Origin of the sequence: Nostoc sp., assembly GCF_036919495.1 — a bacterium.
GTDB lineage: Bacteria > Cyanobacteriota > Cyanobacteriia > Cyanobacteriales > Nostocaceae > Nostoc.
The window spans coordinates 13,419-29,309 of sequence record NZ_JBALBZ010000136.1; the positions used below are offsets into that span (position 1 = coordinate 13,419).

At 44.4% G+C, this 15,891-nt stretch carries 7 protein-coding genes; 3 read left to right on the forward strand and 4 right to left on the reverse strand.

The window, feature by feature from the left end:
• Positions 1–493: 493 nt before the first annotated feature.
• Together V7K25_RS19100 and V7K25_RS19105 are read right to left on the reverse strand one after the other, a co-directional pair.
• Complete coding sequence (locus V7K25_RS19100; RefSeq protein ID WP_335160083.1) at positions 494–11,521, reverse strand: amino acid adenylation domain-containing protein; 11,028 nt, start codon at positions 11,519–11,521, stop codon at positions 494–496.
• Between the two features lie 521 nt (positions 11,522–12,042).
• Positions 12,043–12,474, reverse strand: a complete 432-nt coding sequence (locus V7K25_RS19105) for a hypothetical protein (RefSeq protein WP_335160084.1) — start codon at positions 12,472–12,474, stop codon at positions 12,043–12,045.
• A 215-nt stretch (positions 12,475–12,689) separates the two neighbouring features.
• Between V7K25_RS19105 and V7K25_RS19110 the strand changes: the two genes are divergently transcribed.
• Together V7K25_RS19110 and V7K25_RS19115 are read left to right on the forward strand one after the other, a co-directional pair.
• A complete protein-coding gene (locus V7K25_RS19110; protein WP_335160085.1) occupies positions 12,690–12,893 on the forward strand; it encodes a hypothetical protein in 204 nt (67 codons plus the stop codon).
• Between the two features lie 15 nt (positions 12,894–12,908).
• The gene (locus V7K25_RS19115) at positions 12,909–13,217 is read left to right on the forward strand and encodes a hypothetical protein (protein ID WP_335160086.1); all 309 of its coding nucleotides are present in this window, start codon (positions 12,909–12,911) and stop codon (positions 13,215–13,217) included.
• Here V7K25_RS19115 and V7K25_RS19120 read toward each other — a convergent pair.
• Both V7K25_RS19120 and V7K25_RS19125 read right to left on the reverse strand, forming a co-directional pair.
• On the reverse strand, positions 13,194–15,056 hold the full coding sequence (locus tag V7K25_RS19120) for a hypothetical protein (RefSeq protein ID WP_335160087.1): 1,863 nt from the start codon (positions 15,054–15,056) through the stop codon (positions 13,194–13,196). The two genes, V7K25_RS19115 and V7K25_RS19120, sit on opposite strands and share 24 nt — an antisense overlap.
• A gap of 174 nt (positions 15,057–15,230) precedes the next feature.
• Positions 15,231–15,422, reverse strand: coding sequence for a helix-turn-helix domain-containing protein (locus V7K25_RS19125; protein WP_335160088.1), 192 nt, complete (start codon positions 15,420–15,422; stop codon positions 15,231–15,233).
• Between the two features lie 91 nt (positions 15,423–15,513).
• Between V7K25_RS19125 and V7K25_RS19130 the strand changes: the two genes are divergently transcribed.
• Complete coding sequence (locus tag V7K25_RS19130; protein ID WP_335160089.1) at positions 15,514–15,813, forward strand: helix-turn-helix domain-containing protein; 300 nt, start codon at positions 15,514–15,516, stop codon at positions 15,811–15,813.
• The last annotated feature ends 78 nt before the right edge of the window (positions 15,814–15,891 follow it).

Consider the following 15,891-nt stretch of genomic DNA (forward strand, 5'->3'; position numbering starts at 1 on the left):
CGTAGACGCAAAGCCGCTTGCCGGACACAGAGAGAAGGAAAAAATCCTTAACTGAACTGTATTGTAATATAGTCCCGAATGGCACTAAGAAAAGCCCAAAGGCTTGTGTAGCCTCGTTAAGAGCCTCCAGGCTGGGAATGTATTCTCATAGGCTCTGCCTCTGGTCAAGCTACTGGAGGCGGAGCCTCCCAGAATGGGTTCCCAGCCTTTAGGCTGGGAACCAGTCAGGGTAAGGGCTGTATCTTTTCTTAGTGCCATTCGATATAGTCCCTAATGCTCTTCCATCACTCTGGGGAAATAAAAATCGAAGGCAACATTTAAACTTCATACAGCACTTGGGTTTGAAGCTTTATTTTCTAACATTATGGGAAGAATCATGTGTTTTGCCTGAAACTCTTGCGTAGCAAGGATTATATGTTTTTACTCTGGTGAGAGTGATGAAAGAGCGCTAATTCAGTATTAACCTACTCCCTAATATCAACCTATCTACAAGTTAGGATTTAGTGCGTTTCGTTTGCAGAAGTCTGGTTTTTTCTTCTGGTGTCATCTGTTTCATCCGTAAAAATGCTAGCGCTATCTTTTCAGTACGCCCTGGTAAAGTTTCTTTTGCTATTAAAAGCAGCGCGGTTTTCTCAATCGTTAAGGCATCAAATAATTCTCGCAATGATAGTTCTATGGAGAATGCTTTTCTCATGCGAGCGTGTATTTGCGCTGCTACCAAGGAATGTCCACCGAGGTCGAAGAAGTTATTTTTTACTCCTACCCTAGATATGTGCATCATCTCCTGCCAAATTTCTGCCAAGGCTGATTCAATGGCATTTCTGGGCGCTATGTAATCGACTTCAGAACGAAGTTGAGAAGGTGCGGGTAAAGCACGTCGGTCAACTTTATTATTGAGTGTCAAAGGCATGGCATCCAACAACACCCAAGCACCAGGAACCATGTAATCTGGTAGTTTTTCCACTACGTATGCCCTCAGGGTTTTGGGGGTGGGTTTTTCGACATCGGATTTAGCGACAAGATAAGCCACAAGTTTTTTGTTTAAACCATCCCCAAAGGGTTGGACAATTGCTTGGGCAATGCTGCGATGATTTTCTAAAACGGTTTCGATGTCTCCAAGTTCGATCCGGTAGCCGCGGATTTTGACTTGGTAATCTAAACGACCAAGGAACTCTATCTCGCCGTTGGGCAGAAAACGGGCTAAGTCACCAGTGCAATACAGCCTCTCTCCCGGTTCTTGGGAAAATAAATTGGGAATAAATCGGTCAGCAGTTAAATCTGGTCTTCCGCGATAACCCCTAGCTAGTCCGGCTCCACCGATATACAGTTCCCCAATAACTCCGAGAGGCACTAGATTTAGTGCGCTATCAAGAATATACATTGATGTGTTGGCAATCCCGCACCCAACGGACAAAGCGTCCTCTGGTTGCTTCACAGGGTTAACCGCAGACCAAATTGTGGTTTCGGTTGGGCCGTAAACATTCCACAGTTCAATTTTCTTTTCGAGGAGCGATGCTGCCAAATCAACGGGCATCGCCTCACCACCGCACAAAGCACGAAAACTAGCTTTCGGTTGCCAACCTGCGGCAAGCAACAGTCTCCATGTAGATGGTGTTGCCTGCATTACAGTTGCTTGGGTTGCGTTCAGTAATTCCTTTAGCTTAAATCCATCCTGTACTGTTTCCCGATCTGCCACAACTAGCCTAGCTCCGGCAATCAATGGCAGAAATAGTTCCAGCATTGAGATGTCAAAGGATAAGGTTGTAACTGCTACTAAGGTATCAGTTGCGGCAAGTCCAGGTCGATCGCAAAAGCTCAAGAGTAAATTGGTGAGTGCGCCATGAGATATCTGTACGCCTTTGGGTTTTCCAGTAGAGCCAGAGGTATAAATTATGTAAGCTAAATCTTGGCTAGAGGATTTGCTGTTGGGCAAGTCTGGCTTTTGGGAAATTGTGACGCTCACATCTGGCATTAAGCCCCGATCGACCCTCTCCTGAAAAGCGGGGTTCCCGCATTCGTCGAGCAACAGAACGATCGCAGATGTTGTTGAAATTTTGGTTAAAAGAGTATCTTCTGTAATAATTACGGCGGCGCGGCTATCCGCAAGCATGAAATCCAATCTTTCCAGTGGGAAGGATGGATCTAATGGTACATAGGCGGCTCCTGCTTTCAGAATACCCAGAAGTGCGACGAGCAAACCTGCGTGCCGTTCTAGACAGACTGCAACCAATGTTTCCTTTGTGACTCCGAATTGAAGTAGCGCCTGGGCGACTTGGTTCGACTTGCTTTCTAATTCTGCGTAGGTTAGAGATTTTGTTGCCGATAGAACTGCTGGAGCGTTAGGAGTTACAGCAGCTTGCTGGCTGAAAAGTTCTTGTAGGGGGGCAAATGGATAAACTTTGGATTGGAAGAAGGCTTTTGTGGACAAATCCCGTTCTTCAGTTTTACTTAGTAGTCCGATTTCGCCAACAAATTGCGGTTGCTCTTGGGCAAATCTTTGGAGAATTTCAGCAAGTTGCTGGATTAATTGTTGGCGCTGTTGTTCATCCCCGACATTGTTTTGGAAAGCAATAGAGAGCGTTAAATCTTCCGTAGAGGGTAAAGCATAGAGGCTGAGGGGGTAATGATTTTTTTCCAAACACTGAACCGAATGTACCGTTAGTTCGCCAACATTTTGACCCAGACTTGCTTCTACAGGATAATTCTCGTAAATCACGATGGATTCAAACAACGGTTGTCCTCGCGGAACCTCACTCCACCCTTGAATATCCACCAACCGACTGAATGAGTATTGGTTGATTTCCGAGGTGCGATCGCGCAGATATTGTAACCAATTCTTTAATGGTGTGGCGGCATCTAATTTTACACGCAATGGTAAAGTGTTAATAAATAAACCAACCATTTCTGCGGAATTAGCTAAATCTGGAGGACGCCCAGACACGGTGACACCGAAAATAACCTCATTAGAAAAGCTATATCGACTTAAGATAATGCTCCAAGCAGCTTGGACTAAGGTACTAAGTGTTACCTGATTTTCTCTTGCAAATGCCACCAGTTGGCTGTAAGTCTGTTTGCCCAGAGTTGTTTGCAGGGTTTGATAATCAGAGGTTTTGGCTGACTTGAAGCCGAGGGTAGTTGCTTGGTGCAAACCGTTGAGTTCCCGACGCCAGAAGGATTCTGCTGCTGTGGATTCTGTTTTTCTCAGCCACGCAATAAAATCACGGTAAACTGGTGGTCTGGGTAAGTTGGGCTGAAGTCCCTGTTTTTCGGCGTTGTAACTGGCGATAACATCCCCCAAAACCAGAGGTAATGACCAACCATCTAAAATCAGATGATGGTGAGTCCACAAAAATTGCCATTTCTGTTCCTCAAGCTTCACTAAAGTCAAGCGCATCAATGGAACCGTCTCCAAAGAAAAACCTTGTCGGCGGTCTTTTTCTAAGAGTTCCGTCCATTTAATTGTTGCTTGATCGGTCGTAAGTTCAGACCAATTTTCCCAAACGAAAGGTAAATTTACCGATTGGTGAATTCGCTGAAGCGGTTGAGGTAAATCGCGCAACACAAACGAAGCACGCAAACTAGGGTGACGGTTGATACAATGTTCCCAAGCTTTGTGGAAGACTGCTGTATCGATATCTCCCTGAATTTCACCAGTCACCTGTTGGAGGTAAACGCCGTTTTCAGATTCGTAGTTGGCGTGGAAAAGCATTCCCTCTTGAACTGGGGCGAGGGGATAGATATCTTCTACCCCAGAAGTTCCCGCTAAAGCAATGCTAAGTTGTTCGTTATTCACAGCAGCGAGGGGGAAATCCGCAGGTGTCCAATTCTGTGGTTTGCTTCGGCTTTCTGCCAACAGCTTGACAAAACCTCTGTAAAAGCTATCTGCCAAACGACGGATTGTTTCTTCACGATGCAAAGCTTTGCTGTAAACAAACCGAATATGTAGTTGGCTGTTGACTATCAAACCAGTCACTTCCAATTGGAAGGGACGCATCCCTTCTAAATTGCGAGAAATTCCTGAGTCTGCTGATGAGGGAACAAAGGGTGCTGCTTCTGGGAAATTATCATCGAATTGCCCAAGGTAGTTAAAGACAATTCCTACGGGTATTTTCGGTAGAATGGGGGTTAATTCTGGTTTTTGACGGAGTATTCCGTAAGAAAATCCATTATCAGGTAACTTTCTCAACTGTTCTTTTACAGTTTGGAGATTTTCCAGCAAGTCGTCTGTTCTTTTCTCCAGCTTGAATGGAAAAATAGAGGTAAACCAGCCTACAGAATTAAAGACATCGACTTCAGTAAATTGATTTTCCCGTCCGTGACTTTCTAGGGCGACAACCATCTTTGATTCACCAGTCCACTCTGTCACCGCGTCTTGAAGAACCGCTAGTAGTACTTCTTGAATGCGTGCTTTACGTGTGCGGGGAAATTCGTAAAGCAGACTCTCAGTTTCCGAATTGCTGAAATTGCACTCAATTTGGGCGGCAGAATTTTCTTTATTATTTTGCAGTTCTTCGGGAAAATCCAAAGGTAGGGTTGGGTTTTCTACCTGTTGCATCTCCCAGAAAGGTAAGTGTTGCTCCCAAAGAGAATTTTGTTTGAGGAAATTTAATTGCATTGCCCATTGTGGGAAACTGGCGCTGAGATTCTCCTGTTTTGCAAGGGGGGCGGTGAGTGAAATAGCCAAGTCTTGCAAAATTATCCGCCATGAAACACCATCCACAATTAAATGATGGATAATTAGCAGCAGCTTATCTGTTGTATTCTCATCTGTCTGAAAATAAACGGCACGGAACAAAGGCCCGCCTTCTAAATCTAGCTTCGCCTGAAACTCGCTGGCTGTTGCTTGCAAACGTTCAGACAATTCTTCTGAGCTTTGGTTCGTCAGGTTAATGACATCAAAGCCTAAAATATTGGCATCATCTACTAACTGTTGCGTCCACCCCTTAGTTGTTTTGCGGAATCTTAAGCTAAAGGCTTGGTGACTTTCGGCAATTTGCACCAAAGCAGTTCTCACCTGCCCAGTCGCAAACTTTTGTTTCAAATCTAGCAAAATCGCCTGATTCCAGTGTTCTGGATGAGGTAATGACTGCTCGAAGAACCATTGCTGTATCGTCGTTAGCGGTATCTCGCCCACTACAGGAATAAAGGAAGCAGCTGGAATTGCTGGCGATATGTTGACACAAGTCGCAAGTTCTGCAATGCAGAGATGGTTAAACAAATCTCGCGGGGTAAAGTGGATACCAACAGCACGGGCTTTAGCGATGATTTGCAGGCAGAGGATAGAGTCTCCGCCGAGTTCAAAGAAATCATCCTCGATTCCGACATTTGATACATGCAGTACTTCTTGCCAGATGTTTTTCAGGATATTTTCGGTGTCGTTGCGAGGGGCGACATAGTTTCTTCTGACTGCTGTATCTTCTGACTGCGGATCTGGTAGGGCATTCAGGTTGATCTTGCCATTGGGTAGCAAGGGGAAGCTATCCAAACTGACAAATAGCGATGGAATCATGTATTCCGGCAGAGCCTTTCGTACCTGGGAACGCAATATTTCTTGCCAGTTTTCTGGAGATGCTTTGCATTCCACATAAGCAACCAGACGGGTAGGTTTGTCGGGATAGGAAATCGCTTTGGTTACTGCACGCACTACCCAAGTATGGCTTTCGAGAATTTTGACAATCTCGCTGGTTTCAATGCGGAAGCCGCGTATTTTTAACTGTGTATCTAGACGACCGAGAAACTCGATTTTACCATCCATTAAATATCTAGCTCTATCCCCAGTGCGGTACATCCGCGAACCGGGATTTGAGGAGAATGGATCTGGTAAAAAGTATTCTGCGGTAAGTTTGGGTTGTTCCCAGTAACCGCGAGCCAATTGGGGCCCAGCAATAAACAACTCCCCTGGTGTTCCTATGGGTACGGGCAGGCGATCGCTATCAAGAATATATAAACTAGTGTTGGGTACTGGATCGCCGATCGGGATAGTAACGGTATTTTCCCTTTCTCGACAACGGTGGAAAATAGTATCAATAGTCGTTTCTGCTGGGCCGTAAAGATTTATCAAGGGAATAGAAAGTGTGCGATTAAATTCATCCCATAGGCGTTTTTTCAGTGCTTCCCCACCTGCAAAGACTAGACGCAGGCTGGAGCATTCCGATAATCCTGGTTCAGCAACCAGAACTTCTAAAAGGGTGGGTACTACTTGCAAAATGGTGACATTTTCTAGCTTGATAGTTTCCACAAGATAGGCGTTGTCTTGATGTCCTCCGGGTTTGGCGATTACGAGTTTTGCACCGCTCATCAAAGCCGCCCAAAATTCCCACACCGAGGCATCAAAACTAAATGGTGTCTTTTGAAAAATTGTGTCGGAATTATTAATAGCAAATATATCCAAGAACCAAGCCATATGATGAGCGATCGCTTGGTGAGAAATGGCAATTCCTTTCGCCCGTCCAGTTGAGCCGGATGTGAAAATTATGTAGGCTAGATGTTCGCCTAAAATTGGAATTTCTAGGTTTTCTGAAGATTGAGCGGCAATTGACTCAGAATAATCGTCTAAAAATAGCAACTGTGCAGAGGAATTATCAAAAAGGTTGTCTCCCAAATCAGAGCGAGTCAGGATAATACTAGCTTTGGCATCCTCAAGCATCCCTTCAATCCTGGCTGGGGGATAATCGGGGTCAATAGGCACATAACACCCGCCGGCTTTGAGTACTGCCAAAATCGCCACAACCATCAACAAAGAGCGTTCCAGACAGATTCCCACGGGTTTATCAGCACCAATGCCGCGACTCCGTAAAATCCGAGCTAATTGATTTGCTTTTTGGTTTAATTCGTGACTTGTCCAAGTTTCGCTATCACTTGTAACAGCAGGGGAGTTTGGGGAATTTGCAGCTTGTTGTTCAAATATCTCATGCACCAGTCCGGGAACCCCACCCTCTAGCTCCATCTCTGCAACCAGGGAGGGGGTTATATTCATCTGGGTGCTAGATGTCAGTATCCCTACATCCTCATATCCGGCAAAATTACCTTGGGGATTGGTAGCAAGTGCAGCACACATCTGGACACAATAATCGGCGTAAGCAGCAGCTTGCTCGTCATTAAATTCACTGCTATCATACGTAATATTAAATACTAAATCTGGAGAATCAACTTCTTCGCTCCAACTGACGCTAAAGGGTATATTAGTCTCAGCGAAAGATTGCGCTTGAATCAACTCTACATCCCGCAAACCCAGAAGTCCTTTATAAACGTGGAAGTGGACAAAGTTAAATGAACTTTCGTAAAGCGGTTGATTACCGTGCATCCGTTGAATTTCCGCAAAGGGGAAACGACGGTTGGGCATTATTGCCTGTTCGGCGCTAAATGTTTCTTGAATCAGGTTAATCCAAGAACCGCGAGGAAGTTTTAGGCGAAATGGTAGCGTATTCAGGAAAAGTCCTAAAACTCTGTCGCCGTCGGGTTCTGTCGGGCGTCCGTTGCTAACCAATCCAGTTACAACTTCCTTCTCTCCAGAACAATAGGCAAGCAGACGTATATGAACGGCAAGCAATACAGTTCTTAGAGGTACACCTAACTGTTTCGAGACTGCCTTGAGAGATTGTGAGATTTCCGTAGGAAGTTTAGTATCAATTTTTGCCATCCGCCTGGGAGCATTTTGGCGAACAGCACCGTTCAAGCGTGGAAGTTGGGTAAAGGGGATTTCTTGAAGTTGCTTTTGCCAGAATAATCGCTGCGAATCGTCAGTTAAAGCTTTTTGTTCTAAAACGACAAATCTAGAGTATTGCAGTACAGGGGGAGCTTGGGGTACAGGCACTTTAGCACCGATGAGATGCAGGTATAAACCTGTGAATTCGGTGATGAAATTAGTCAGACTCCATCCATCCACGATCGCATGGTGCAGAGCAAATGTTGCTTGCACGATATTGCGATCGAGAAGATGAATGTAGAATCGCATCAATGGTGCTTTTGACCAATCGAATCCATTTCCACGTTCTTTCTCAATGAATGAATTCAGATAATTTTCTTGTTTCGATTCTGGCAGAGAAGTTAAATCTTCAAATAAAATTTGCGTTGGCACTTCTTTGAGAATTACCTGAAGCGGTTGGCTGAATTTTCCTAAATCAAATACCGTCCGCAGTATCGGGTATCTGTCAAACATTTGTGCGTAAGCTTGCTGCCAAATATTTAAATCAAAAGGTATCCGAATTCGGAAACTGAAAAGGTCATTATAAGTTTTTGCATCTTCATCAAAATCGCTATGGAACAGCATCCCGGCTTGCAGTTGAGCCAGTGGGTAAGCGTCTTGTGCAACATCCTGAAGTTTTTCTCCATCTTCAATTGCTATCAGCGCAAACGGTTTTTCGTGAATAACTTCGTGGGCAATTTTTGTTGTTTCTGCTTGCATTGATGCAGCTAAGTCTGCCAGCACTGGATGAGAGAAAACTTGCTCTAGTGTTAACTTAAAATTAGCTTCATCTGCCAAAGAACAAACATGAATGCTGCGGATAGAATCTCCACCTAAAACAAAGTAATTATCAAACCGTCCAACTCGATCTACCCGCAGGACTTTTTGCCAAATTTTTGTGAGGATTTGTTCTTCAGGAGTCTGGGGAGAAACGAAGGCAACTTGGAGATTTTCTCTGTTAATTTCAGCTTTGGGAAGCGCCTTGCGGTCAATTTTGCCGTTGAGTGTGAGGGGAAATTTATCTAGGAAAACAAACTGCGACGGCACCATGTAATCTGGAAGTCTCTGTTGTAGGTGATTCCGCAGTGCTTCAATTGTCGGTTTTGTACCAGGAGCGCAAACTATGTAAGCAACCAACTGTTTTTCGTTGTCTTCGCCAGAGTCAACCACAACAATTTTTTGTTGCACACTGGGAAACTCGGAAATCGCCACTTCTATTTCTTTAATTTCAATGCGGAAACCGCGAATTTTTGTTTGGAAATCCGATCGCCCAAGAAACTCAATTTCACCGTTTGATAAAAAACGTCCTAAGTCTCCGGTGCGATACAGCCGCTCTCCTGGCTCTTGAGAGAAGGGATTGGGGACAAATGCTAGGGCGGTGAGACTGGGTTTTCTGCGATAATTCCGTGCTAGTCCATTTCCGCCAATAAACAACTCTCCGACAAGCCCTTTAGGAAGCGGATGACCTGCTTGATCCAAAATATAAACTGAAGTGTTGGCAATGCCCTGACCAATCGAAAGCGCGGACTCGGCTTGTTTAACTGGATTAACCGCAGACCAAATTGTGGTTTCGGTGGGGCCGTAAAAATTCCATAACTCAACGCCATTATTCAGGAGAGAGGCAGCCAAATCAACAGGCATTGCCTCACCACCACAGAAAGCGCGGAAAGCATTGTTTGGTTTCCAGCCAGCAGCTAGCAACAGCCTCCATGTAGTCGGAGTTGCCTGCATCACAGTTGCTTGCGATCGCTTCAGCAATTGCGCTAACTTCAATCCATCCCGTGCTGTTTGCTGGTCTGCCACAATTAACCGCGCTCCCGCAATCAACGGCAGAAATAACTCCAAGATAGAAATGTCAAAGCATAAGGTGGTAACTGCAACAAGGGTATCAGCAGCCGAAAGTCCCGGTTTCTCCTTGAAACTCAAAAGAAAATTCACTAGAGCCGCATGTGATATTTGTACTCCCTTGGGTCGTCCCGTGGAACCGGAAGTATAAATCACATAAGCCAAGTGCTGATTACCGGCAATGGCAGGCAACGCTGTATCTGCCTGTTGCCATAAGCTTTGAGCTTCTTTGTCCAGCAACAGAACTTTTGCAGATGTTTGGGGAATTTGGGAAACAATTGTATTCTCTGTAACAATCAGCGCTGCACCGCTATCCGCAAGCATAAAATCAAGGCGATCGCGCGGGAAAGCAGGGTCTAATGGCACGTAAGCAGCGCCAGCTTTGAGAATACCTAAAAGCGCGACCAGCAACCCAGCGTGGCGCTCCAGACATACTGCAACCAATGTTTCCCTCGTGACTCCAAGTTCGCGCAGTGCATGGGCAAATTGGTTAGATTTGCGTTCCAATTCCTCGTAGGTGAGCCAATTTGTACCTGAGAGAACCGCAGGTGCATTGGGAGTCAGAGTAACTTGTTGGCTAAATAATTCCTGTACTGTGCCTGTTGTATGCTGTTTGCTCTCACCGCAGGCTTGCTTGTAAAAATTGCTTTCTTCAGTTTTGCTCAACAGTCCGATATCACCAATAAACTTTGGCTGATCAGCAAATCTTTCCAGAATTTGCACCAGTCGATCAATCAGTTGTTGGCGTTCTTCGTCACTAGCAACATGCTTTTGGAAAGCAATTTTAAGCGTCAAATTTTCACTGGGCAACGCATAAAGGGTGATAGGATAATGGGTTTTTTCCAGAGTCTCAATCGAACGAACCGAAATTTCGCCTTGATTTTGATGCAGATTTTCTTCTACTGGGTAATTCTCGTAGACAACGATCGATTCAAACAACGGTTGTCCTCTGGGAATGTCACTCCACCCTTGAATATTTACCAAACTACTGAAGGAATATTGATTGATTTGCGAGGTGCGATCGCGCAGTTCCTGCAACCAATGCTTCAAGCTAGAAGCAGCATCTAATTTCACACGCAAGGGTAGTGTGTTAATAAATAAACCAATTATCTCCCCAGAACCTGGTAATTCAGGCGGACGACCTGATACGGTGATTCCGAAAACAACTTCATCGCAGCTGCTATACCGACTTAAAAGGATGCTCCAAGCCGCTTGCACTAAGGTATTGAGTGTTACTTGATTTTGACGAGCATACGCGAGAAGTTGTGTGTAAATTTCTTGGCTGAGAGTTCTTTGCTTGGTCTGGTCATCAGCAATGTCAGCCTCTTGTGCGAATTTAGCAGACTTTAGTCCCAGGCTGGTTGTTTGCTGAAAACCTCTGAGTTCTTGACGCCAAAAAGCTTCTCCCTCATGAGAATTTTTTTGTTTTAACCAAGCAAGAAAGTCGCTGTATGGACGAACTGGCGGCAGTGATATTTTTACACCTTCGCAAGCAGCTTTATGTAAAAGAAAGAACTCACGCATCAGCAGGGGCATCGACCAACCATCAAGCAATAAATGATGGTAACTGCATACAAATTGCCAAGATTGTTCATCAAGGCGAATCAATATTACCCTCAGTAAAGGAGGACGATTGAGAGCAAATCCTTTGCGTCGGTCTTCTTCAAGAAATTCTAGCAGACGTTTATCTTGTGCGGACGTACTCAAACCCCGCCAATCATTTTCAGCAACTTTGAAAACAATATTGCGAAAGACTACTTGTACTGGTTCGGCTTGTCCTTTGGTAACAATAGCAGTGCGTAAAATTCCATGACGGTCAATAAGAATCTGCCATGCTTGATTCACTGTATCTACAGAGATATTACCTTCAAGACGGCAATTTAACTGCTCAAAATAAACAGCCGATTCTCTTTCGTAGAGAGAATGAAATAGAAGACCTTGTTGTAGAGGCGTTAAGGGGAAAATATCTTCAATTTTGTCCTTGAGGCTCATATACAAATACGCCTTGAATTTACTTTAATTAGACTGATGGCAAAAATAGGGAATATTTAACAACTTTTCTCAAAAATCAATCAAAATATATCTATAAAAGCGGTGATTCCTTCTGTAGAAGTGCATTTACTCTTACATAACTTATATAGAAGTATTTTCGCCCAACTTATGCACTAAAAATGAACCCTGTCTTAAAGCTGACTTTTCCCGTTAAGTCTTGAAATGCTTACTGGACAAGGCTTTAAGAAACAGCGCGGCATATACGTTACAGTAATTAAAATTTGGTGCTAAAGGTAACAAGCAATGGGACCAATTGGGGTAAATATAGCGAAGACACTGTTGGCGAAATATTGCTTAACATTAAAAAGTGATAAAAGCCAATCAATTTGGAGAAATAGTGACTTCTTGCAACAGTTTTAGCACCGATGCTGTTGGCGAAATATTTCTTTACATTATTGGCAAAGGAAGCACGATGTCTGGAAGATGTTAAATTTTGCCTTAGAAATAGCTTTTTGGGTGATTTAGAGACTGTCAACCAAAAATTTTAGCTCTGCAATCATTTTATCTAAGGCTTTTTGCGCTGTTTTATAACCAGAAGCCTGCCGCCCCAACTTTAATTTAAATAAAATGCGATCGCGTATCGCATTAAAATCCACAATGTCATAAATAAAAGTAACGGCGGAGCGTTCCTTCTGTGCGGAATTTTCTTTTTGAAGATTTTGGACTTTTGCTTTTAGTCTGTCTAATTCCACCTCATGCCGTGTAATACTTGGAATATGTTCTGAGTTGCTCCATGTATTACATGGTGAAAGATCCCTTTTAATTATTTCCTCTAGATAATCTGCCCTGGTTAATCCTAAGCATTCAGAGGCAATACCTAATTTCTTCCAAGTATCGTCTGTTAGTCGCAAAGAACGTACTTCACGAATGGTGATACCTTCGGCGGTAAACAATGCCTCATACCAATTCGCAATTCGCAATTAAAAAAATTAGATGCAGCAAAGCTTTCACGCCTTACATCTGTATCAGATTTTTCGTGAAATGGTATCACTAGATTTTTGCACCTGATAATTGACTACAGATATATTCCACTGCTTCTCAAACTTGCTGATTGTTGCCCTCATGCTGGCGTAATACTTGCTGTCTAGCAAATATTGAATTACCCACAATGGGGGGCATTCTCCAAGATTTGCTCTATCCAACCATTCAAATATCTCACTTTGATTTAATGACACGGGCGCGGCGGAACAAGTACCTTCTCTACGAGACGCTGCGCGAACATGACAGTCCCTCGCCTCAAGATCACAATCTTGATTTTCTCCCGACAACAAAGCGGAATTACTTTGTTCTGCTTGCCCCTGTGTTTGATTAGCGATCGCAGAATTGAATGATTTTTCATTTTGAGCGACGGGCGCGGCAAAACCAGTACCTTCATGAAAGATTGTCGCCTCAACACCACAGTCCTAGCTTTCTCCTATCAACAAAGCAGATTGATTTGGTGCATCATCCACAAGCGTTAGCGATGTACAGTCCATTGTCACAGGCAATTCTTCAAGTTCTGACGCGCTTTCGATACGTGAAGGCGACGCGCCCCTCAAGGGCGCATGAGCCGTTTCCTCAACACGCGGATTTTCAGTTGGCGCGTCAGAACCAACTACCTACCAACAACCAACTAAGGTTGTTGGTAGGTAGTTAACAGGTAGTTAGAAACGTTGTTAGGTTTTTGGAACCCTTGCAAATCCTCACTTTTTTGACCATTCTTTTGGAATGATTCCAAATCAGCGTGGATCTGTTCCACTTTGGGGTGATTTTCATTTCGTCCGAGCTGGTTTACTTTCTCCCCGGCGTGGACGGCTTTCTCGTCACAAGAATTGGTTTCCCCAGAGGTGGACGATTCCCAGTAAAAGCGATTGTAATAACCGTGCAAGTTACGAACACGGTAGCTAATCAGTCCTGGTCTACCAGAGGGCAAGCGACCAAACACTTCCTCAAACTGAAATAATCCTTGGGCAGTCAACGCCGCCCCTGCTTTTTGAAAAGATTTGTAAGTGAGGTTAGTATCGAGTTTATGGGCAGAACCCCCAAATTGTTCAGCCGCCACGCTATCTAACCAAAGCTGCTGCACAGATGGAGGCTGCTGACGAACCCAGTTAATATCCTCAATCGATACCTTGCAGTGTGGTCTAATCGATTTCTCTGCATCCGTCTGTTTGCGTAGCGCTACTGCCCAATAGTCCTGCCACGTACATCCAGGCTTTGACAACACCCGTCTAATGTCACTAACCGCTTGGGGCAGCATTTCTAGTTGTTCGACACCAACTGCGATCGCAGTTGGTGTCGGTTCACTCCCCAGGATTATCGCCGCAGCCTCTAACGCTTGGGTATTGTTCATGGCACTGGCGAGATTTTTCAACGCCATACCCATGAGTCGTAAGCATTCCTGAGCATTTTCCTTGGGTGGTTCAACAGCTAGCGATCGCAGATCAATTGTCTGCTCTAACGCCTGTTTCACCTGCTTATTCAACGCTTTGGTCGCTTGCTCGGTCATAGTATTTCCCCACTGTTGAGAAGGGCGTTGCTCAACCGCGTTTTCCAAATCTTGGATACGCTGCCTAAGCTGTTGGTTCTCAGCCTCCAGCTTTCTCAACCCTTCCATTTCCGAAAGCCGTTGCTGTAACTGGATATTTTCTTCTTTCTGTTGCTTGAATAGTTGTTGCAGAGATTGGATTTGCTCTTGCACTTGTTCTTCGGCTTTGGCTGTGGCCTCTGTTTGCAAACCAATCCTCAATTCCTGGGAAAGTCGCTCTAGTTCCTGCTTGTGTTGCTCTTTAAGTGCCGCGATCACTTCCGTATATTCTGCGGGGTAAGTGCGCTCTCTGGGGAATGGAACGCTTGGGGCATCCAAATCAGCATTGTTGATCAACAACCTCTCGCCATCAGCAAAAGTGACAATCTGCTGCCAATGATTTGGTGCATCTGCCTCGATGGTTCCCTCTTCTCCATACCTTGGGTGTGACTGTTGTGAAACTGTGACAATAGCTTTTTGAGGAACCACTGGTTCTTGAATTTTGGGAACTATTGGTTCCTGAGTAGATTGCTTTTTGCGTGGAAGTTGAGGAACCACAATATTTGCAGCAGCCGCAAAGTCTGATTCACCAGGGGACGGGTTATCTTTGAGAGCGATCGTTACAGCTTGTTTTAGTTTCTCTGGTTCCTTGACTAACCGTAGTAGTGGACGGGCTTGACGCTCATTTTTGATGTGTCCCCCCAACTCGCCAACCGTGTCAATGACTTTCTTTGCCCCTAGCAGTTGGTTGATTCGTCGGTATCCACCCCAGGCGTATAATTCACGCTGGCAGTATTCTTCAAAGTTTTTATATCCAGCTTGCAGGTAAAGGTGTTGTTCCCTCATCTGGAGGATTTGATCTACCGCGAAGCACTCGAACCTATCGATGGCGGTGAAGGTTTCCTGGATGCTGGTGTTGACAACACTGTAATCGAGTGCTGTTGTTTGTTCTGGTTCTAGTGTCAGCATTTTTCTTGCCCACTATGGTAAATGCTTGAAAATTAAGGTGTTGCAGTTTAACCAAAGTGAACCGAGGAGATACTGAAGGGTGTTTGCCCAAAAATATGTCAGCATTATAATAAGCTCACTTTGTCGTTAACGGATTGAGCAGGCGATCGCATTGCTTGGCGGCGGGCGATCGCTTTATGCTGCAATATCCTCAGTTACTTCTTTATCAGTTTTAGGAAGTTGATGTTTTGCTATATTGATTCCCTTACTTAGTTTCTGTTGATTTTTTTCCGCCTTCTCCGCATCGTTATCTGGGATATAAATCAGTAAGTCTCCAGGTTGACAATCAAGAAATTGACAAATATCGTTTAGCCGTTCAGGTGACATCCGAGGCATGGTAAGTAGGTAGGCATGAAAAAACCAACCTATGTAAAGATAAGTAAATACGGAGAATGCATCTACCGAGGTGACTTAATATATGGGCGCTCGTTTAAGGATATTCTTGACTCGTGAGCAAGACAGAACCCTGTTACAGCTAAGAACTGCGGAAGTACCACAGAAAGTAAAAGATCGAGCAGAAATAATTAGGCTAAATGCACATGGCTGGTATGTAGAAAAAATAGCTGCTCACTTTAATTTGACTCTACAAACGGTAAGAGAAGTTTTACACAACTGGAAAAGCAAAGGTCTAGAAGGACTTTGGGAACTACCGGGTCGAGGAGGAAAGTCAAAATGGCAAGAAGAGGACATCATATTTTTGGACTGGAGTTTAGACTAAAAGCGATATGAGAGAACGCAAACCAAATGGAATTAGAGGTTAAAAATATTATCTTGTTAGCCTCAAAGCATCCGCGAC